We start from the raw sequence: 19,629 nt of genomic DNA, 5'->3' as shown, positions 1-19,629 counted from the left end.
ACAGCCATGCGTACCGCTTCCGCCGGCCCTGAAATCGAACGCCTGATCACCCTCCTGGCCAAGCTGCCGGGACTGGGACCGCGCTCGGCCCGTCGGGCTGCGCTGACCCTGCTGACCAAGCGCGACGCCGTCATGCGCCCGCTGGCCGATGCCCTGGCCGACGCGGCCGACAAGATCAGCGCCTGTTCGGAATGCGGCAATATGGACGTCAGTGACCCCTGCGCCGTCTGTGCGGCACCGGGCCGGCTGGAAAATGCGATCTGCGTCGTAGAAAGCGTGGGCGATCTCTGGGCGCTGGAGCGGGCCGGGGCCTTCAAGGGCCGCTATCACGTCCTCGGCGGCGTGCTCTCGGCTCTGGATGGTATCCGTCCGGAAGATCTCAATATCGCCAAGCTGGTCGAGCGCGCCTCGCGTCCGGAAGTGAGCGAGATCGTGCTCGCGCTCAACGCCACGGTCGACGGCCAGACCACGGCGCACTATCTCGCCGACAAGCTGGCCGATGCCGGCGTGACGATCACCTCGCTTGCCCGCGGCGTGCCGGTCGGAGGCGAGCTCGACTATCTCGACGACGGCACGCTGGCCGCGGCCTTCCGGAGCCGGTCGAGCGTCTGACTTCCCCCTTTTCGCGAATTACCCTAGCGTCACCCTAGGCTATTCAAGGGGCGATGCATGGTGGACGTGCCGGAGGACATTCCGACCGACCGGGTAACCCGCAAGACGCTCGTCCTGTTCTTCTGCACCGGCCTTTTCATGGTGTCGCTCGTGCTCGCCGCGATCACCGCCGTGAAAATCCACGAATTCAGCTTTTTCGGTCTGAGCGTGCTTGTGCCGGCCGGGACACTGGCTTTCGGGCTGACCTATCTGGCGACCGACGTGATCAGCGAGGTCTGGGGGCGCGGCCATGCGCTGAGCGTGGTGATCGCGGGTCTCATCATGCGCTTCGTCATGGTCGTCCTGATCGTCTATGCCATGCATCTGGAAGATATCGCCGGCTTCGTGACGCCGGGGCCGAACTGGACGCCCGAGCGTCAGGCCGCCTTTATCGATGTGCTCGGCTCGGGCCTGCGCACGAATTTCGCTGGCATGGTCGCCTTCGGCGTCAGCGCGCTTGCCGACGTTCTGATCTTTCACCACATGCGGGTGAAGGATGCCGGCAAGAACCGTCTCTGGCTGCGCAACAACGTCTCCACCATTGTCTCGCAGATTCTCAACTCGACCATGTTCATCACCGTCGCTTTCGGCGGTCTGGTGAGCTGGACCGCGATCGCCAGCCTGGTGTTGGGCCAGGTCCTGATCAAGGTCCTGGTGGCCGCGTTCGATACGCCGGTCGTCTATCTTCTGCGAAATCTCGCCGAGGGGCGGCCGCTCACGGATATTCGCGGCTAGGCACGGCCCGTCAGGGAATGACGGGTTCGAGCCGGATCAGGCGTCCATCATCCGCATCGGTGAGCAGGTAGAGGAAGCCGTCCGGACCGGCTGCGACATCGCGAATGCGCTCGCCCAGCCGTTCGAGCAGGGCTTCTTCGGACTGGATCCGGTCGCCGTCGGTCTCGAAGCGGATCAACATGGTCCCGCTCAGCGCGCCGATGAAGGCATCGCCCTGCCAATCCGGAAATCCGTCGCCCGCGTAGAAGGCGAGACCGGAGGGCGAGACGGACGGATCCCAGAACCAGATCGGCTGCTCCATGCCTTCGTGATGCGTGTCAGCAGAGACCGGCGTGCCGTCGTAATTGACGCCATAGCTGATAACCGGCCAGCCGTAATTGTCACCGGCAGTGATGATGTTGATCTCGTCGCCGCCGCGCGGGCCGTGTTCGAGCGCCCAGACCGAGCCGGTCTGCGGATTGATGCTGAGGCCCTGCACATTGCGGTGGCCATAGCTCCAGATTTCCGGCTGTGCGCCGCGTGCGCTGACGAAGGGATTGTCGAAGGGCACCGTGCCGTCCTCGTTGAGACGCACGATCGTGCCCAGATGATTGCCCAGATCCTGCGCCTCATTGCGGAAGAGACCGCCATCGCCCAGAGAGAGCAGGAGAGTCCCGTCGGGCAGGAAAGCGATGCGGCCGCCGAAATGATAGCCGCGATCCTTGTCCGGACTGACCCGGAACAGCATCTCGACGCCTTCCAGCGCCGTCCCGTCCTCGCTCAGCCGTCCGCGGGCGAGCGCGGTCCGGTTGCTGGAGGACTGGCCCTCGGCGAAGGCGAGATAGACGAGGCGGTTGGTCTCGAATTCGGGGTGCAGCTCTATGCCGAGCAGACCGCCCTGTTCGACGGAAAACACGTCCGGGATGCCAGCGACGGGTGCGTCGCGCAGAACGCCGTCCTCGATATAGCGAAGACGGCCCTCGCGTTCGCTGACGAGCATGTCGCCGCCAGGCAGGAAAGCCATGGACCAGGGGTGTTCGAGGCCTCCCGCCACCGTGACGACGCGGAAATCGGCCTGCTCGGTCTCGTGGATCGCCTGCTGGGCAAGGACCGGTGAGGCCGTTGCCCCTAGTCCGCCGAGGCAGGCCATAACGAGACTTCCGGCAATTGCACGCATCGGATCACTCCCGAACAGACCCGCCGATGTTAGGGCGCGGACGGACGAGAGAGAAGAGCCGGCCTACAGGGAAATCGACATTGCAAGACTGGTCAGGCGCGGACCCATGCGCGGTTCGAAGGCGCTGACTTGCGACCAGCGGTTCCTGAGACGCGCGGGAAGATGGGCGAGACGGCCCGGCAGCACGCCCGCCGCGCGCTCCGCCAGGTCCCAGCCGGCGACACCCAGCGCCGCCAGTCCGGGCGAGAGGACCCGGCCCTGATCGAGCGGGACGGAGCGGTTGGCGTAGTATTTCTTGTAATGATCTCCGCCCTTGCCGAGATCGATCCGCGTCAGGCCGCGCTCGGGCGCCTGTTCGAACAGGCCGTGTAGCAGCAGGAGCCCCGGCGAGTATTTTGCCAGATCCGGGTCGTAGGCCGGGAACCAGGAGTGATAGACATCGCCGGCCACCAGGCCGAATTCGGCGGCGGCAAGCCGGTCGCCGAACCAGAGCGAGGCGGTCAGTCCGGAAAAGTCCTGGCCCTCGCGCTTGCGCAGATCGGTCAGCACGTGGCGCACCCAGTCGATGCCAAGCACGTTCAGCTTGCCCGTGGCGCGATATTGCGCCTGCTTCCAGCCGGACAGGCGGTTGAAAGCCTCGCCCTTCGGGTCGCCCAGCACGACGCGGACCGGGCCGTGATCGCGCTCGGCCGCGCGCAGGCGCCGCGCGGTCTTGCGGAAATGATCGCGGTGGAGCCCGCGCTGCGCCTCGAAATAGCCCTCCGGCCCGGCGGCGAGATCGACGATCTGGCTGTCCTCGCGGCTGCGCGTTCCGGCGGCGGGCGTATCGCCTGTACCCAGCCAGTTCTCGTAGACGAAGGCCGAGGCTCCCGTGGCGCGGGCGACAAGTTTCGGATCGAGCAGGCCGGGCTCGCGGGCGATCGCGCCCTGATAATCGCTCATCGGAGCCCCGACCGGGCGGACGACGCCGCCATGCGGGCGGTGATGGGGAAAGAAACCGGCCAGCCCCTGATCGTCCTCGAAGACGGCGATGCGGACGTCGCGGCGCGCGCGGGCCACGGTCTCGGTAAACTCGAAGCGCAGATAGGGGCTCGTCAGCTCCCCATCGCGGGACGCCCAGGCGTTCCATTGCACGATCTCGTGCGCCGACATGTCCTCGATTGATACGATCTGCGTGCGCATGGCCGCTCTCCCGTTTCCCGTAACGGGGGAAAAGCAAATTACGGGCCGTCTCCCGGCGGGAAGGGCCGATGGCGGCCGATCGGGGTGACCATTTCTGTCCGGTGCGGGTGCGAGGCTCGGAATTCACCGGCCGCGACAGGCGGGCGCTGGCCCGCACGCGGCGACTCGCTCACTATGCGACCGAACAGAAAGCGAACCTGAATCATGCCCCTGACGTCCATCGGTCTTGAAACCTGGCTCCTGCTCGGCGGCCTTGTCCTCATCCTGGCCCTGCTCGCCGTGCTTGTCCTGCGCCGTCCTGCTGCCGGCGACGGCTTCTCCGCCGGAGAGGTGGAGACGCTGCGGGCCGAGCGCGACGACTGGCGCGAGAAGGCCGAGGCGAAGGCGTCCGAGGCAGCTGCGGCACGCGAGAATCTGGCGCGCCTGGAAGCGGCGGCCGAGGAGCGCGACCGCGTCCGCGAGCAGTTCGAGGCGCTGCGCGAGGAGCATGCCGGGCTCGCCCGCGACCATGCCAGCCTGAAGACGCGGCTCGATGCGGCGGAACGCCATCATGCCGAAAAGCTGGAGGAGCTGGAGAAAGCGCGCGAACGCCTGACCGAGCAGTTCAAACTGACCGCCAGCGAAATTCTCAAGACCAGCGGCGAGGCGCTGAACAAGCAGAGCTCGGAAAGCCTCAAGACCCTGCTCAACCCGCTTCGCGAACAGCTCACCGAATTCCGCACCAAGGTGGAGACCGATGCCAAGGAGCGCTCGGGGCATGCCGGCGAGATCAAGCAATTGATGGAAACCGTCCGCAAGGACGCCTCGCAAATGTCCGAGGATGCCAAGAACCTCGCCAATGCGTTGCGCGCCTCGTCGAAGGTTCAGGGCGATTGGGGCGAGATGGTACTGGCGACCATTCTCGAACGCGCGGGACTTTACGAGGGCGAGCACTTCCATACCCAGGCGAGCGAGCGCAATGCCGAGGGTGCGCTACTGCGTCCGGACGTCATCGTCGACATGCCGGGCGGGCATCGCCTGGTGATCGACTCCAAGGTCTCGCTCACCGCGTTCGAGCGCTGCGTGAATGCCGAGGACGAGGAGATGCGCACCGCGGCGCTGAAACAGCACATTGCCTCGGTGCGTACGCATATCAAGACGCTGGGCGAGAAGGATTATGCGAGCCTGTACGAGGGCGTCGATTTCACCCTCATGTTCATCCCGCTCGAGGGCGCGGCCTCGCTCGCGCTGCAGAACGATCCGGAACTCTCCGGCTATGCCTGGGACCGCAATGTGATGATCGCGACGCCCACCACGCTGATGATGGCCATGCGCACGGTCGGAAATCTCTGGATGATCGACCGGCAGAACCGCAATGCGATCGATATCGCCGACCGGGCGGGCGCGCTCTACGACAAGTTCGAGGGGTTCGTCTCGGATCTGGAAACGGTGGGCAAGCGCATCGACGGCGCCAAGGACGCCTGGTCCTCGGCCCGCTCCAAGCTGGTCGAGGGCCGCGGCAATCTCGTCGGCCAGACCGAAAAGCTCAAGAAACTCGGCGCCAAGGCCCGCAAATCCCTGCCTGCGGAATATCTCGAAGCGGCGGGTGCGGACGGTGATGACGACCTGCCCGCGCTGGAGGCTGCAGACGCCCTCGATTCTTGATCCGTAAAGCTTCCGGACTTATTTAGACGTCATGGCTATTCGCGATATACTCACCGTCCCGGATCCGCGCCTCAAAGAGGTCTCTCAACCTGTTGAAAAGGTTGATGATGAGCTCCGCGCCCTGATGGACGACATGCTCGAGACGATGTACGCGGCCGACGGGATCGGCCTGGCGGCGATCCAGGTCGGCGTGCCCAAGCGCGTCATCGTTATGGACCTCGCCAAGCCCGACGAGGAGCCGCAGCCGCGCTATTTCGTCAATCCGGTTCTGACCGACCCGTCCGACACGCTTCAGCCCTATGAAGAGGGCTGCCTGTCCGTTCCCTCCGTCTATGACGAGGTGGAACGTCCGGACCGCATCAGGATCAATTATCTCGATTATGACGGCAAGGAATGCGAGGAGGTCGCGGAGGGCATGTTCGCGGTCTGCATCCAGCACGAGATGGACCATCTCGAGGGCATTCTCTTCATCGACTATCTCTCGCGGCTGAAGCGTCAGCGCGCCGTGCAGAAGGTGAAGAAGCTGGAAAAGGCCAAGGAACGCGACGCGGCCTGACCTCCGGTACGACCACGCCCTCGCGCGACGGCTAGAGCGCCAGATATCCGATCATCAGAATAGCGGCCCAGGACACCAGGTAGACCGGTGTGCGCAGATAGGGGATGCCCAGGATATAGACTGGAGCATGGACCAGGCGCGCGGCCAGGAAGATCTGCGTCCACAGGGCCAGAGACCGGAATTCCGTTCCCTCCGCCAGATGGATGGCGGCGAGTGTCACCGCCACGAAGGCGGGGAGTGTCTCCACCATGTTGAGATGGGCCCGGCGGGCCCGTTCGGCCCAGAGCGGCGGTGCCGGCTGCTCGACCGGGAAGCCTGCGGGATAGTTGTGCAGGAAGGTCGGCAATCCCCAGACGAAGAGCCGGGCGAGGATATAGGGCGTCCATAGCAGGACGGTCAGAACGCCGCTGAGGGCGAGGATGATGTAGGCGGTTTGCATGCCTGCTCCTGAAAGTGTCGGCGGCGCGGTATGTGTTCAGCGCCGGTCGCGGTCGGGAAGGGGCGTCCCCGGGACCGGCCTGGCGGGCCGGCCCCGGGACGCGGGAGTTAGAGGTCTTCGGCCGGCGTTTCGCGGATGCGCGGCCAGTTATCGGCCGCCCGGGAGATCGTCGTCTCGCGATCGGCCAGGAAGGCATGGAAGATTTCTTCGCTCAGGAAGACATAGAGGCGGTCGTCGATGACGGCCGCGTATTGCGGGTCGCCGTCGAACTTCTTGCCGACGGAGACGCCATAGGTGCAGAAGCCGCCATTCTGCGGCAGGTAGCGTGCCGGAGATGCTTCGAAGGCAGCCCGATTGGCCGCCGTCGCGAAATAATAGGTCACGCCGTCATGCACGGCGGCATGTTCGGCCCGGCCTTCGATCCGGTTGCCGATATCGAGAAAGGCGACAGGGTCGACGCCGTGCAGGCCGAGCGGCGTTCCGGCCGCGGTCAGTCCCGTGGACACATTGTACTCGTCCTCGGCGAAGGCAGGGGCTGCCGCCAGACTTGCGAAAAGGGTGAGGGTCGCGGCGAGGGCCGTTTTCTTCATCACGATCTGATCTCCATTGTTTGCACCGGCTTGTGCCGGCTGGGGATCAGATGCGCAGGATCATACGATCAATCAATTCGACCCGGAATGTTTGGGCGTATCCGGCAAGCGATTGGGACGATCTGCATCAAATTGCCTGAAGCGAGCGCCGATACGCAGTGGGCGGCTGGCCGAATTTTCCCGCAAACGCCCGCGTAAAGGCGGCCGGAGACAGATAACCCGTCTCGTTCGCGACTTCCTGGATCGAACAGCGGGCATCGCCGAGCAGGGCGAGCGCCTTCTGCAGGCGCCAGTCGGCGAGATAGGCCATCGGGCTCTGGCCGGTCAGCTCGGCGAAGCGGTCGGAGAAGCGGCTGCGCGACATGCCGACGGCCTGTGCGAGTTCATCCACCGTCCAGCGCCGCGCCGGCTCCGCATGCATCAGCGCCAGCGCCTTGCCGATATGGCGGTCATTGAACGCGCTGAGCAAATGGGCCCGGCCGGGTCTGGCCGCGATAGCCTGGCGCAGGACTTCGATGAAAACGATCTCGCTCATGCGCGTCACGGCCGCCGTCGCTCCGGCGCCTTCCGAAAAGATGCGGCGGGCGATCAGGCGCAGGACTTCGTCCAGAATGGGAAGATCGACCCGGTCGGAGGCACTGACATGGATCAGGTCAGGCAGGGCATCGAGCAGCGGATGCCGGGCGTCGGGGCGAAAGGAAAGATGCCCGCAGATCATCTGCGTGGCGGCGCGGCTGTCCCCTTCGCCGAGAACCAGAACGCCCTTGCCGTCATACCCGGCCTCGCTGAGCACGGTTTCGAGCGGGGGCGCCGTGTCGCTGAACCGGTCGGCGAGAATATGCGCCCGCCCGCCCGGAACGAGCGCCAGGTCCCCGGGCCCCAGAAGGACTTCGCTGCCGCCCGGAACGCTGAGATGACATTGCCCCTGCACGACGAGATGGAAGCGGGCCGCTTGTTGGAAATCGGGCACGGTGGTTGCCCAGGGCGCCGAGAAATGCGTTCGGAAATACACCACGCCCTTGAGGTCCAGCGTGTCGAGGATGTCGTGCAGAACGTCCATGCTTTGCCTTTCGTCCTGTCGGCTTGGAGGAATACAGGACGATAGGCGAAGTCCGCGGCCTGCGGCAGTGGGATTACGACATTGTGTTCCGTCCGTGCGGGGCGTCGAAATCGAGAACGGGACCGGCCGGAACGATCCGGGTCGGATTGATCGTGTCGTGGCTGGCGTAATAGTGCGCCTTGGCGTGCTCGAAATTGCACGTCTCCTTCACGCCCGGCCATTGATAGAGATCGCGCGTATACGCCCACAGATTGGGGTATTCGGTCAGGCGTTTCAGATTGCACTTGAAATGCCCGTGATAGACGAGATCGAAGCGCAGCAGGGTCGGCAGCAGCCGCCAGTCGGCCTCGACCGGCGCGTCGCCGGTCAGGAAGCGCTGCCCGGCCAGGATATCCTCCAGCCAGTCCAGGCTCTCGAAAAGCGGGAAAACCGCCTCCTCATAGGCGTCCTGCGTGGTCGCGAAACCGGAGCGGTAGACGCCGTTATTGACCGTTTCGTAGATGAGCGCGTTCAGCGCATCGATTTCGGCCCGCTTGCCCTCGGGATAATAGTCGCCCGGCGTCGCTCCGACATTGTCGAAGGCGGAATTGAACATGCGGATGATCTCGGAACTCTCGTTCGAGACGATGCGCCCGGTCTGCTTGTCCCAGAGCACCGGCACGGTGACACGCCCGGAATAGTCCGGCTCCGAAGCGAGATAGACCTGGTACATGAAGGCCTTGTCCATAAGCCTGTCGCCGACAAGGCCGTCCTTGTCCGCCGCGAAGGTCCAGCCATTCTCCGCCATCAGCCAGTGTACGGCGGAGACGTCGATCATCTCCGTCAGGCCTTTCAGCGCGCGGTAGATGAGTGTGCGATGGGCCCAGGGGCAGGCATAGGAGACATAGAGGTGATAGCGGCCCGGTTCGGCCTTGAACCCGCCGCGGCCCGTCGGCCCGGGTGAACCGTCCGGCGTGACCCAGTTGCGCAATTGCGCGACCGAGCGTTCGAAACGGCCCTTATTGGCGCCGGTATCATACCATTGGTCATGCCAATGGCCGTCGATGAGAAGACCCATCGCTTACTCCCTTGATCGGAAACGTCTGTTTTGAAAGTCCGTGGCCGGCCCGCGCTCCCGGCCCGACCACCCGCGAGGGTATCGTTCGGGGTTTGGGGTTGGGCGCGGGCCGGCGCCGCAGTCGCTGGCTTCGCGTCAGAAACGCCCGGCCTGGAAATCGCGCACAGCCTGGTGAAGCTCGGCTTCGGTATTCATGACGAAGGGACCGTAGCGGGCGACCGGTTCGCCGATCGGCTTGCCGGCGACGAGCAGCAGGCTCGCGCCTTCCGGGCCGGCTTTCAGCTCGATCCGGTCGCCGTCTTCCAGCACGCCCAGATCGGGATCGCTGACCCGGCCTTCGCCCGAGGACACCATGCCCTTGTAGACCGCAATAAAGGCGGTGTGATCCTCCGGGATCGCCTCCTCAAGCGTGGCGTCCGGCTCAAGCGTGATATCCATCAGCGTGGGCTGGATGGACACGCTCTTCGCCGGTCCGGTCACGCCGGTCGAGCTGGTGCCGGCCAGAACGCGCAGGCGGACGCCCTCGCGTTCCTCAACCGGAATCTCGTCCTTCGCGAACTCCTGATAGCCCGGATCGGTCATCTTCAGTTCGGCCGGCAGATTGACCCAGAGCTGGAAGCCCCAGAGCTGGCCGTCTTCCTGCTCGGGCAGTTCGGAGTGGACGATGCCGCGACCGGCCGTCATCCACTGGATGCCGCCGCCCTCGATGACGCCGGAATGCCCCTTGTTGTCGCCATGACGCATCTTGCCGTCGATCATGATGGTGACGGTTTCGAAGCCGCGATGCGGATGGTTCGGGAAGCCCGCCATATAGTCCGCACTGTCGTCCGAGCGGATCTGGTCGAGCATGAGGAAGGGATCGAGATCCATCAGGCCCCGATGTCCCAGCATCCGGGTGAGTTTGACGCCGGCCCCGTCCGAGGTCGGCAGGCCGCGCGACACCTTGGTGATACGGCGGGCGCGGGTGAGGGTATCGGTCGCAGTCATAATGACGTGCTCCTTGTCCTGAACGGCCTTGCGGCCTTTGCTTGACCAGGAAGATAGGGCGTCCTGTCCGCCGAAACGACAGGTGAACGCGAAAAGGATTGTTTCCAATCGGGAAGGGATGGGGCAGGCTCCCGGGAAAGACTGGGGAGACTGATCATGCATGCACGCCTGCTTTCCGTGTCGGCCGCACTGGCCGTTTGCGCCGCCTGTTCGCCGTCCGTCGAGGAGACGCCGGATTTCTTCGCTCAGCTGGAGGCCCTGTGCGGTCAGGCTTTCGAGGGGCGTGTGGTCAGCGATGATCCGCGCGATGCCGACTGGGCTTCCGAGGTTCTGACCATGCATGTGCGCGAATGCTCGGACACGGAAATTCGTGTCCCGCTCCATGTCGGCGAGAATCGCTCGCGCACCTGGGTGTTCACGCGCCAGGGCGAGGGGCTCGAGCTCAAGCACGATCACCGGCATGAAGACGGTACCGAAGATATTCTCACCTGGTATGGCGGCACGACCGCGACGCCGCCGGCCGATGGCCGTGCCGAATTCCCGGCGGACGATTTCTCCAGGGCCCTCTTCCTCGCCGAGGGCAATCCCGATTCTGTCGAGAATGTCTGGTCCGTGACCATCACCGATACCAGCTTCACCTATGCGCTCGATCGTCCGAACCGGCATTTCGAGGCCGAGTTCGACCTGACCGAGCCCGTCGACGCCCCGCCGCCGCCCTGGGGCTTCGAGGATGCGACCGGAGAGATGGATGACACCGAAGGCTGAGGAGGCTTGACGAAAGGGGCGCGGCGACGCTCTAACCCGCGCCATGACCTTACGCCTCGCTTTCATGGGCACGCCGGATTTCGCGGCGCGCTCCCTCGCCGAGATCGCAGCCGCCGGACATGAGGTGGCGCGCGTCTATACCCAGCCGCCGCGCCGTCGCGGGCGAGGGCAGGCCGAACAGAAGACGCCGGTCCATCAGCTGGCCGAGGTGCTGGGCATTCCCGTCTCGACGCCGGAGAGCTTCCGCGATCCCGAGGTGATCGCCGAATTCGCCTCGCTCGATCTCGATCTCGCGGCGGTGGTCGCCTATGGCCAGATCCTGCCGCAGGAGGCGCTCGATGCGCCGCGCATGGGTTGTCTCAACCTGCATGCTTCCCTGCTGCCGCGCTGGCGCGGGGCCGCGCCGATCCAGCGCGCCATCATGGCGGGCGATGACGTAACCGGCGTACAGATCCAGCAGATGGAAGCCGGGCTCGATACCGGCCCGATCCTGCTGTCCGAAACCGTGCGCATCGCCGAAACGGACACCGCGGCCAGCCTGCACGACCGGCTGATGGAGACCGGCGCTCTGATGTGGCCGCGCGCGCTGTCCGCGCTGGAACGCGGCTCGCTCGAGGCCGTGCCGCAGTCCGAAGAGGGCGTGACCTACGCGAAGAAGATTTCGTCCGGGGAGGCGCGCATCGACTGGACGCGGTCCGCGCGCGAACTCGCCCTGCATGTGCGCGGTCTCGCGCCCTTCCCGGGCGCCTGGTTCGAGATGGCGGGCGAGAAAGAGCCGGTCCGCGTGAAAGTCCTGATGGCGAGCGAAGCCGAGGGCTCCGGTGCGCCGGGCACGGTGCTCGATGATGCGCTGACCATCGCCTGCGGCGAGGGCGCCCTGCGTCTCGAGCGTCTGCAGCGGTCAGGCAAGGGCGCCATGTCGGCCGGGGACTTCCTGCGCGGCAATAAACTGCCTGCCGGGACGGTGCTGGGCTGATGCCCCGCTACAGGATCACGATCGAATATGATGGCGGGCCCTTCTCGGGCTGGCAGCGTCAGGACAATGCGCCTTCGGTCCAGGAAGCGCTGGAAAAGGCCGCACAAAAGCTCGATGGCGCGCCTGTGCTCGTCTATGGCGCCGGCCGGACCGATAGCGGCGTTCACGCGCTGGGGCAGGTGGCCCATCTCGACCTGACCAAGGACCTCGCCGCCGACAAGGTGCGCGACGCGATCAATTACCATCTCAAACCGCACCCGGTCGCCATTATCGAGGCCGAGCGCGTGAGCGACGATTTCCACGCCCGCTTCTCCGCAAGCAGGCGGCATTATCTCTATCGCATGATCGACCGCCGCGCTCCGCTGACGCTCGATCGCGGCCAGGTCTGGCGGGTGCCGCGCAAGCTCGATGCCGAGGCCATGCACCATGCCGCCCAGGCACTTCTCGGCCAGCATGATTTCACGACGTTCCGTGACGCCCAGTGTCAGGCGGAAAGCCCGGTGAAGACGCTCGATGAGATTTCCGTCTCGCGTTATGGCGAGGAGGTGCAGCTGACCTGTTCGGCGCTTTCCTTCCTGCACCGCCAGGTTCGCTCCATGGTCGGATCGCTGGTCGAGGTTGGCGTGGGCAAATGGTCGGCGCGGGATTTCAAGGCCGCACTCGACGCCGCCGACCGTAGCCGCTGCGGTCCGGTCGCCCCGCCGGACGGGCTCTATCTGGTGGCGGTGGATTATCCGGCCGGAGCCGGTACGTCGTAGAGACCCAGGACCAGCTGCACGGTGATCTCGGACAACAGGATCGGCACCGCCGCGGCGAGTGCCGAAGTGATGGTCGGCACGCCCAGCACGCAATAGGCGATCCGCCAGTGCACGAGTACCCGGAAATACTCGTAGAATATGAAGAACATGCCGAGCATGGCCGTATCGATCAGCCCGGCGGTACGTAACGCCCAGGCAAAGGCCTGGATGGCGTAGAGCAGCAGGATCGCCCAGTTGTGGACAACGACCCAGTGCACGAAGCGCCGGGGCGCTCCAACGACCCGCGCCGCGGCGAACGCGGCAAGCGGGAAAGCCATCCAGGTCGCGAAATAGGCCAGATAGCGATAGCCGTCCGGCATCGGATTGCCGAGCTGGTTCGAGGAAACCAGCATGAAGGCGACCATGGGCAGCGCGAAGAGCGAGGCCGTGAAGGATCGCCAGAAGCCACCGACGGAAATATCGAACCCGCTTTCCCAACCGGGCTTGAAGGTCAGCAGTTTCCAGCTCGATTGAATGGCGAGCCAGGCTTCGGCGATCAGTCGGATCATGTAATCGGGCTCGCGAAATAGCGCTCGAGGATGCGGGTATATATCCGTGTCAGGCTTTCGATATCGGAAACGGGAACGCGCTCGTTCACTTGGTGCATGGTGGCGCCGACGAGGCCGAATTCCGCTACGGGGCCATAGGCCTGGATGAAGCGCGCATCGCTCGTCCCGCCGCCCGTGGTCAGGGCCGGGCGGCGCCCGGTCTCTGCCTCGATACAGTCCTGAAGAAGCGTGGTGAACTCGCCGGCCGGCGTCAGGAAGGCCTCGCCCGTGACATGGATGTCGGTTTCCACCTTGCCGTCGAAACCGAGCGCAGCCTTGGCCGCCTCGTCGCGGATCCAGCGTTCCAGGTCTGCGCCCTCGTGCTTGATATTGAAGCGGATATTGAAGCGTGCCCTGGCCTCGGCGGGGATCACATTCGTGGTCGGATTGCCGACATCCACCGAGGTGACTTCCAGATTGGACGGCTGGAAATGCGGCGCGCCCTCGTCCAGCGTGCGCGCCAGCAGCCGGTCGAGCAGGCCGAGCAGGCGCGGGATCGGGTTCTCCGCGCGTTCCGGATAGGCGACATGACCCTGACGTCCGGTCACGGTGACCTCGCAATTGAGGCTGCCGCGGCGGCCCGACTTGATCGTATCGCCCAGCGCGTTCGGATTGGTCGGCTCGCCGACCAGGCAGTGATCGAAGCGCTCGCCTTCTTCCGCAATGGCTTCCAGCACGCGCTTCGTGCCGTTGATGGCCGGGCCTTCCTCGTCACCCGTGATCAGGAAGGCGATCGATCCGTCCGGTTTGCCGTTGGCGTCGAGATGGCGGTGCACAGAGGCGACCATGGCGGCGATGGCGCCTTTCATGTCGGCGGCGCCGCGGCCCCAGAGCACGCCGTCCCGGGTCTCCGCATCGAAGGGCCCGCTCTTCCACTCCGCTTCCGCACCCGGCGGCACGACATCCGTATGGCCGGCGAACATGAAACAGGGCGAGCCCCTGCCCAGCCGCGCATAGAGATTGTCGACCTCGCCGAACGGGTAATGGCGGCAATCGAACCCCATCGAGGTCAGGGCATCCTCCAGCACGCCGAGCGCGCCGGCATCGGCCGGTGTGATCGAGGGCCGGCGAATGAGCGCCTGGGCCAGCGGGAGGGGATTGGAGAGGTCGGTCTGCACGGTCATACTGGCAACATAGTCGCTTCGCCCGGGCACGCCAGAACAAGGATGCAGACATGATCAAGTTTACGCTGGAAGATGTCGAGGAAACGGGCGGGACGGGTTATCCGGAGGAATATGGCGGGCCATGCCTCAAGCGCATGGTGCGGCGGCTTGCTCCCGCAGCCCAGCTCACCCAGTTCGGCGTGAATATCGTCCGCCTGACGCCGGGCAGCTGGTCCGGTCAGCGTCACTGGCACAGCCATGAGGACGAGCTGGTCATCATGCAGGAAGGCGAGGCGACCCTCGTCACCGACGAGGGCGAGCAGACCGTGCGTCCGGGCGATGTGATCGGCTTCCCTGCCGGCGTGCCCAATGCGCACCATCTGCAGAATAATGGCGACAAGGACTGCGTCTTCCTCGTGGTCGGTTCGCGCAGCGATAATGACGCGGCCTTCTATCCCGATATCGACATGCAGGCCCAGCCGGGCCGCTACAGCAATCCGGACTGTTTTCGCCGCAAGGACGGCTCGGAATTCTAGGCGTCTTCGCCCGCGTCGAGCCGTTTCTCCATCGCGAACCGGTCGAAGACCTGGTCGCCGATCCGGACCTGTTCGGGCTGGACGATCTCGAACCCGACCGCCGAAAAGGCGGGCTGGGCCATCAGGCTGGCATGGACGTCGATGCGCGTCAGGCCGGTCTCGCGGGCCTTCTCCTCGATCCGGGCATAGAGCCGGCGGAACAGGCCCGTGCCCTGATAGGCCGGTCGGATATAGGCGAAATCGAGATAGCCGCGGCCTTCGCCGCCCGGTTCCAGGCTCATGAAGCCGGCATAGATGCCGTCGCGTTCGGCGATGATGATGGCCTGGTTCGCAAGGCGCCGGTGCCAGTCGTCTCCCGATCGCGGCGCCGGCACCCAGGCCCGGCGCTGGTCCTCGCTATAGCGCGAGGGACCGTGACGCACGGCAGCATACATGAGCTGGCCCAGCGCATCGTAATCGCCGGGCCCGGCCCATTTCAGGTCGAACTTGCTCGGTTTGGACTGGACTGGCACGAGTGATCTCCCGCAGCCTCCCGCGATCAGTGCGAGCGGCCGTGCGTCTCGCGATAGCGTTCCATCGAAACGGAAATCTTGAAGGTCTCGCGATATTTCGGCGACCCGACCGGGCGCGGCGGGTTCTGCGAGGTCAGGGCGAGGATGCGCTCCAGCGTATCGTGCGCCGCACCGGACTGGCCTGCGCCGATGTAGGCGTGCAGCTCGACCAAGGCGTCCGAAAGCGGGTCGCCGCCACGGATGATGAAATAGGGCTCGTCCGCGCCCATACGGTTGAGCACGTCGAACTCGGACGGGTTGTCGGCGGATCCGTACGGTGCAGCCGGATCGGCAGCCTTCGGCTTTTCCTTGGTCATCTCATCGCTCATGGCGCGCCCCTCATGCTGGATTTCTCCCACTTTGATCAGATTCGAGGGGATCGCGGTAGCGGCGCATCAGTGCGAGTGTGGGGAAGGGGGGACGATCTCTGCCCGCACCTGCCCCTGATCGTCATGCCGAGACGTCGCCGCAGGGGTTCCGTCGCGTGGCGTCGTGCGTGCAGAAAGTGACGGGCGGCGACAGGGCGGGTTAGGAAGAGCGCATGAGCACATCCTCCTCCAAGACCATCGCCATCATCGGCGCCGGCCCCGCCGGCCTCTTCGCTGCCGAGCATCTGGCGCGGGCGGGGCATGAGGTGGACGTGTTCGAGCGCATGCCGACGCCGGGGCGGAAATTCCTGATGGCCGGGCGCGGCGGGCTCAACCTCACCCATTCCGAACCGCTGGCGGTGTTCCGCGAGCGTTATCGCGAGGCGGCGGGCTGGGTCTGGCCGATGATCGAGGATTTCACGCCCGCCGAGCTGCGCGCCTGGTGCGAGGAGCTGGGACAGGAGACCTTTGTGGGCTCTTCCGGCCGCGTCTTCCCGAAAGCGATGAAGGCTTCGCCCCTCCTGCGCGCCTGGCGGGCGCGGCTGGACGGGCTGGGCGTGCGACTGCATCTGCGCCATTGCTGGACCGGCTGGAACGAGGACGGGGCGCTGTGCTTCGAACGCGAGAGCGGCGAGGCAGTGGAGCATCGCGCCGATGCCGTCCTGCTCGCCCTCGGCGGTGCCTCCTGGCCGCGTCTCGGATCCGATGCCGGCTGGCGCAGCGTGCTGGAGGCGCACGGCGTCGAGGTCGCCGAGATGGCGCCGTCCAATTGCGGTGTCGAGATCGCCTGGAGCGAGCATTTCGCGGAGCGCTTTGCCGGCGCGCCGCTCAAGACGATCGCGCTCTCCTGCGGCGGGGAGCGGGTCAAGGGCGAGGCCATGATCGCGCGCTACGGGCTGGAGGGCGGCGCGGTCTACGCGCTCTCCGGACCGGTCCGCGCCGCGCTGGCGTCCGGCGAGCCGGTGACGATGACGATCGATCTGCGCCCCAATGTCGAGCTTGCGGCGCTGAGCCGGAAACTGGCGCGCGGCCGCAAGGGCGAGAGCCTTTCCAACCGGCTGCGCAAGGCCGGGATTTCAGGAGCCGCGGCCGGCCTTCTGCGCGAAGGCGCGGCCGAGCTGCCGCGCGAGCCGGACGCGCTGGCGGCGCGGATCAAGGCGCTGGATCTTGCCGTGACCGGCCAGCGCGGTTTCGAGCGCGCCATCTCCTCCGCCGGCGGCATTACCCGCGCGGCCGTGGACGATAATCTCATGCTGAAAGCCCTGCCGGGCGTCTTCGTGGCCGGCGAAATGCTCGACTGGGACGCCCCGACCGGCGGCTATCTCCTGCAGGCCAGCTTCGCCACCGGCCTCGCCGCCGCGAAGGGCGCCGAGGCCTGGCTGGCCGCGGGCGGCTAGCGCAAGAGGTCGTTGATCGAGGTTTTCGAGCGCGTCTGGGCGTCGACCTGTTTCACGATCACCGCACAGGCGAGCGAGGGGCCGCCCTTGGGGTCGGGCAGGGTGCCCGGCACGACGACGGCATAGGCCGGCACTTCGCCGCGCGTGATCTCGCCGGTCTCGCGATTGACGATCTTGGTCGACTGGCCGAGGAAGACGCCCATGGAGAGCACGGCGCCCTCGCGCACGATCACGCCCTCGGCGACTTCCGAGCGCGCACCGATGAAGACGTCGTCCTCGATGATGACCGGGCCCGCCTGCAGCGGTTCCAGAACGCCGCCGATCCCGACGCCGCCGGAAATGTGCACGCGCTTGCCGATCTGGGCGCAGGAACCCACCGTCGCCCAGGTATCGACCATGGTGCCTTCATCGACATAAGCGCCGAGATTGACATAGCTCGGCATCAGCACCGCGCCCGGCGCGATATAGGAGCCGCGGCGCACGGCGCAGGGCGGCACGGCGCGGAAGCCGGCAGCCTTGAACTCGTCCTCGCCCCAGCCCTCGAACTTGGAAGGCACCTTGTCCCACCATTTCGACCCGGCCACGCCGCCATCCACCAGCCCCATCGGATTGAGCCGGAAGCCCAGCAGCACGGCCTTCTTCAGCCATTGATTGACCTGCCAGTCCCCATTGCCCTGACGCTCGGCCACCCGCGCCTCGCCACTGTCGAGCAACCCGATCGCATGCTCCACGGCATCGCGAACCTCACCTGTCGTTTCGGCGGTCACGGCGTCGCGATTGTCCCAGGCATTTTCGATCGTGGAGATGAGGGTGGTGTCGGTCATGATTTGTCGTCCGGCATGGCTGAGGTCCGTATGGACCCCAGAAAGGTGGGCAGGCAGTCCACAGCGAAGTGAACGTGGTCGGGATGCTCGTCCGGGGCGGCGCTTTCCTCGTCCCGTGGGCCTTCCTTGGCCCGAACCAGCACCGTTGTGAACCCTATCTCGTGCGCCGTCTTCAGATTGCGGACTGAGTCTTCGAAGAAGACGCTCTCCGGCACAGGCAGCGCGAAGCGGGCGGTGAAGCGGTCGAAGCCTTCACGGTGGGGTTTGGGGGTGAAGCCGGCGGCCTCGACGTCGAAAATGTCGTCGAAGAGATGGTCGATGCCGAGCCGCGCCATGATGTTTTCGGCATGGCCGAGCGAGCCGTTCGTGTAGACGAGGCGTTTGCCGGGCAGGGCGGCGATGCGCTCGGCGAGGGCGGTGTCGGGCTGGAGCACGCTGGCGTCGATATCGTGCACGAAATCGAGAAATTCGCGCATATCGACGGTGTGATTGGCCATCAGCCCGTTCAGCGTCGTGCCGTAGGTGCGCCAGTAGTGTTTCTGCATGGCGCGGGCCTCGTCATGGGGCAGGCCGAGATGGCGCGCGACGAATTCGGTCATGCGCGCATCGACCTGCGTCATGACCGGCGCGTCGGACGGGTAGAGCGTATTGTCGAGATCGAAGACCCAGTGCGAAATATGGCTGAGATCGGGGCGCTGGCTCGCCATCACTGTCTACGGAAGTCCTCTTCCTGAAGGGTGACGCGAACGCCGCCATCCTCCGGTTCCGGGATGCGTACGAAGTCCGCCTCGCCATAGCCGCGCTCGGCGCACAGACTGCGCTCCTCCGCTACGAAGCGGGCCGGAGCATAGCAGAAGCCTTCATCGCCGCCGAGCATGGGGCGGCGAGCGGCCGAGCTGATCCGTTCGGCGTAGTAAAATGCGTCGGTATCCTCAAGACGGTCGGCGAGCAGGCGGGCGCATTCGCCGGCATGGATGCGCCACCAGCCGCGCGACTGCCAGAGCGAGTCGCTGCGATAGCCCACGGCCGCCGCGATATCGCCGTCCGCCTCGTTGCACAGGGTCAGGCCGCTGGCGGCATTGCGTTCCAGGGCGACGCGTTCGAGGGCGTCGATCAAGGCGCTGTCGGAGACGGTGGCACCGATCGCATTGTCTTCGCGGAAGCTGGAGACGGCGCGGCGCGTCGAGCGGCCGTCATAGCCGTCGATCCCGGTCACGCTGTAGCCGGCCGACTGGAGCAGCCGCTGCAGGCCTGCGACGCGGGCGCGGCGGCCGTAATCGGCGGGTTCGACGAGGACGGTGCGCTCGCGCTCATCGCCTTCGCGCATGAAGAATTCCCGCGAGGCAAGGCCGAGGGCGGAGCAGCGGGTATTGGCGACGACCTCGAAATCGGCTTCGTCCACGCACATCGGCACGGTGCCGCGCCATTCGCGCACGCCGCCGAGATAGGCGAGGCTGGATTTGGCGTAATAGAAGATCGGCTGGTCGTCCTCGAGATCGTCCGCATCGGCGACCTCGGTGCATTCGCCCGGCCGGACGCGATACCAGCCCTGGATCGCAACACCGCCCTCGACCGGCCAGCCGGTGGCGGCCTCGAGGATATAGCTCGTCTCGTTGCACAGCTCCGCCGCCTCCGCCCGGCCGCCGGCGAGCGCCGTGGCGGCGGTCAGGCCGAGAACCGAGAGGGCAAGAAAACGCACGGGCATGG

The 19,629-nt window shown here is 65.8% G+C and carries 23 protein-coding genes; 9 read left to right on the top strand and 14 right to left on the bottom strand.

Translation table 11 applies throughout. The features are described 5' to 3' along the window. Positions 1–6 precede the first annotated feature (6 nt). Both recR and AC13HB_RS10195 read left to right on the top strand, forming a co-directional pair. Positions 7–612: a recombination mediator RecR gene (gene recR, locus AC13HB_RS10200; protein ID WP_482949639.1), complete on the top strand. Its 606-nt coding sequence runs from the start codon at positions 7–9 to the stop codon at positions 610–612. Positions 613–669: 57 nt separating this feature from the next. Then, complete coding sequence (locus tag AC13HB_RS10195) at positions 670–1,386, top strand: queuosine precursor transporter (protein ID WP_482949638.1); 717 nt, start codon at positions 670–672, stop codon at positions 1,384–1,386. Positions 1,387–1,396: 10 nt separating this feature from the next. On the opposite strand, the gene AC13HB_RS10190 is transcribed toward AC13HB_RS10195, so the two are convergent. Both AC13HB_RS10190 and AC13HB_RS10185 read right to left on the bottom strand, forming a co-directional pair. Next, positions 1,397–2,542 (bottom strand): PQQ-dependent sugar dehydrogenase, encoded by a 1,146-nt coding sequence (locus AC13HB_RS10190; RefSeq protein WP_482949637.1) that lies wholly within the window; start codon positions 2,540–2,542, stop codon positions 1,397–1,399. A gap of 63 nt (positions 2,543–2,605) precedes the next feature. Further along, positions 2,606–3,724 (bottom strand): GNAT family N-acetyltransferase, encoded by a 1,119-nt coding sequence (locus AC13HB_RS10185; RefSeq protein ID WP_482949636.1) that lies wholly within the window; start codon positions 3,722–3,724, stop codon positions 2,606–2,608. 204 nt (positions 3,725–3,928) lie between these two features. Between AC13HB_RS10185 and AC13HB_RS10180 the strand changes: the two genes are divergently transcribed. Then, a complete protein-coding gene (locus AC13HB_RS10180) occupies positions 3,929–5,368 on the top strand; it encodes a DNA recombination protein RmuC (protein ID WP_482949635.1) in 1,440 nt (479 codons plus the stop codon). 31 nt (positions 5,369–5,399) lie between these two features. Then, positions 5,400–5,924, top strand: a complete 525-nt coding sequence (gene def, locus AC13HB_RS10175; RefSeq protein ID WP_482949634.1) for a peptide deformylase — start codon at positions 5,400–5,402, stop codon at positions 5,922–5,924. A gap of 31 nt (positions 5,925–5,955) precedes the next feature. On the opposite strand, the gene AC13HB_RS10170 is transcribed toward def, so the two are convergent. The 5 genes from AC13HB_RS10170 to AC13HB_RS10150 all read right to left on the bottom strand — a co-directional run bounded on the left by AC13HB_RS10170 (position 5,956) and on the right by AC13HB_RS10150 (position 10,057). Continuing rightward, positions 5,956–6,363: an MAPEG family protein gene (locus tag AC13HB_RS10170; RefSeq protein WP_482949633.1), complete on the bottom strand. Its 408-nt coding sequence runs from the start codon at positions 6,361–6,363 to the stop codon at positions 5,956–5,958. 107 nt (positions 6,364–6,470) lie between these two features. Then, positions 6,471–6,953 (bottom strand): YHS domain-containing (seleno)protein, encoded by a 483-nt coding sequence (locus tag AC13HB_RS10165; protein WP_482949721.1) that lies wholly within the window; start codon positions 6,951–6,953, stop codon positions 6,471–6,473. 127 nt (positions 6,954–7,080) lie between these two features. Further along, positions 7,081–8,013, bottom strand: a complete 933-nt coding sequence (locus tag AC13HB_RS10160; RefSeq protein ID WP_482949632.1) for an AraC family transcriptional regulator — start codon at positions 8,011–8,013, stop codon at positions 7,081–7,083. 73 nt (positions 8,014–8,086) lie between these two features. Further along, on the bottom strand, positions 8,087–9,070 hold the full coding sequence (locus AC13HB_RS10155; RefSeq protein WP_482949631.1) for a glutathione S-transferase family protein: 984 nt from the start codon (positions 9,068–9,070) through the stop codon (positions 8,087–8,089). 135 nt (positions 9,071–9,205) lie between these two features. Continuing rightward, on the bottom strand, positions 9,206–10,057 hold the full coding sequence (locus tag AC13HB_RS10150; protein WP_482949630.1) for a pirin family protein: 852 nt from the start codon (positions 10,055–10,057) through the stop codon (positions 9,206–9,208). 156 nt (positions 10,058–10,213) lie between these two features. Between AC13HB_RS10150 and AC13HB_RS10145 the strand changes: the two genes are divergently transcribed. From AC13HB_RS10145 to truA, 3 genes are read left to right on the top strand one after another with little or no spacing between them, the layout of a single operon-like run. Then, positions 10,214–10,822 (top strand): hypothetical protein, encoded by a 609-nt coding sequence (locus tag AC13HB_RS10145; RefSeq protein ID WP_482949629.1) that lies wholly within the window; start codon positions 10,214–10,216, stop codon positions 10,820–10,822. Between the two features lie 43 nt (positions 10,823–10,865). After that, the gene (gene fmt, locus AC13HB_RS10140) at positions 10,866–11,798 is read left to right on the top strand and encodes a methionyl-tRNA formyltransferase (protein WP_482949628.1); all 933 of its coding nucleotides are present in this window, start codon (positions 10,866–10,868) and stop codon (positions 11,796–11,798) included. Further along, positions 11,798–12,556 carry a tRNA pseudouridine(38-40) synthase TruA gene (gene truA / locus AC13HB_RS10135; protein WP_482949627.1) on the top strand — a complete coding sequence of 253 codons (759 nt, stop codon included), beginning with the start codon at positions 11,798–11,800 and terminating at the stop codon, positions 12,554–12,556. Before fmt ends, truA begins: the two co-directional genes overlap by 1 nt. Here the strand turns inward: truA and AC13HB_RS10130 are convergent. Both AC13HB_RS10130 and dapE read right to left on the bottom strand, forming a co-directional pair. Then, positions 12,529–13,104: a hypothetical protein gene (locus tag AC13HB_RS10130; protein WP_482949626.1), complete on the bottom strand. Its 576-nt coding sequence runs from the start codon at positions 13,102–13,104 to the stop codon at positions 12,529–12,531. The genes truA and AC13HB_RS10130 overlap by 28 nt on opposite strands. Further along, complete coding sequence (gene dapE, locus AC13HB_RS10125; protein WP_482949625.1) at positions 13,101–14,267, bottom strand: succinyl-diaminopimelate desuccinylase; 1,167 nt, start codon at positions 14,265–14,267, stop codon at positions 13,101–13,103. The genes AC13HB_RS10130 and dapE overlap by 4 nt, the downstream gene beginning before the upstream one ends. A gap of 50 nt (positions 14,268–14,317) precedes the next feature. On the opposite strand from dapE, the gene AC13HB_RS10120 reads away from it, so the two are divergent. Then, a complete protein-coding gene (locus AC13HB_RS10120) occupies positions 14,318–14,782 on the top strand; it encodes a cupin domain-containing protein (protein WP_482949624.1) in 465 nt (154 codons plus the stop codon). Here AC13HB_RS10120 and AC13HB_RS10115 read toward each other — a convergent pair. Both AC13HB_RS10115 and AC13HB_RS10110 read right to left on the bottom strand, forming a co-directional pair. Further along, a complete protein-coding gene (locus AC13HB_RS10115) occupies positions 14,779–15,294 on the bottom strand; it encodes a GNAT family N-acetyltransferase (protein ID WP_482949623.1) in 516 nt (171 codons plus the stop codon). The two genes, AC13HB_RS10120 and AC13HB_RS10115, sit on opposite strands and share 4 nt — an antisense overlap. A gap of 26 nt (positions 15,295–15,320) precedes the next feature. Continuing rightward, a complete protein-coding gene (locus AC13HB_RS10110) occupies positions 15,321–15,662 on the bottom strand; it encodes an aspartate decarboxylase (protein ID WP_482949622.1) in 342 nt (113 codons plus the stop codon). 212 nt (positions 15,663–15,874) lie between these two features. Between AC13HB_RS10110 and AC13HB_RS10105 the strand changes: the two genes are divergently transcribed. Next, entirely contained in the window at positions 15,875–17,098 is a 1,224-nt protein-coding gene (locus AC13HB_RS10105; RefSeq protein ID WP_482949621.1) for a BaiN/RdsA family NAD(P)/FAD-dependent oxidoreductase, read from the top strand. Here AC13HB_RS10105 and dapD read toward each other — a convergent pair. Genes dapD through AC13HB_RS10090 form a run of 3 tightly spaced genes read right to left on the bottom strand, consistent with a single transcriptional unit; the run spans position 17,095 to position 19,627 of the window. Continuing rightward, a complete protein-coding gene (gene dapD, locus AC13HB_RS10100; protein WP_482949620.1) occupies positions 17,095–17,922 on the bottom strand; it encodes a 2,3,4,5-tetrahydropyridine-2,6-dicarboxylate N-succinyltransferase in 828 nt (275 codons plus the stop codon). The genes AC13HB_RS10105 and dapD overlap by 4 nt on opposite strands. Further along, positions 17,919–18,629: a pyrimidine 5'-nucleotidase gene (locus AC13HB_RS10095; protein ID WP_482949619.1), complete on the bottom strand. Its 711-nt coding sequence runs from the start codon at positions 18,627–18,629 to the stop codon at positions 17,919–17,921. The genes dapD and AC13HB_RS10095 overlap by 4 nt, the downstream gene beginning before the upstream one ends. Continuing rightward, positions 18,629–19,627, bottom strand: a complete 999-nt coding sequence (locus AC13HB_RS10090) for a DUF1036 domain-containing protein (RefSeq protein ID WP_482949618.1) — start codon at positions 19,625–19,627, stop codon at positions 18,629–18,631. Before AC13HB_RS10090 ends, AC13HB_RS10095 begins: the two co-directional genes overlap by 1 nt. Positions 19,628–19,629: the final 2 nt, after the last annotated feature.

Source organism: Maricaulis sp. B-26 (assembly GCF_056857855.1).
Note: the sequence above shows the minus strand (reverse complement) of the source record. Positions and strands in the feature narration are given on the sequence as shown.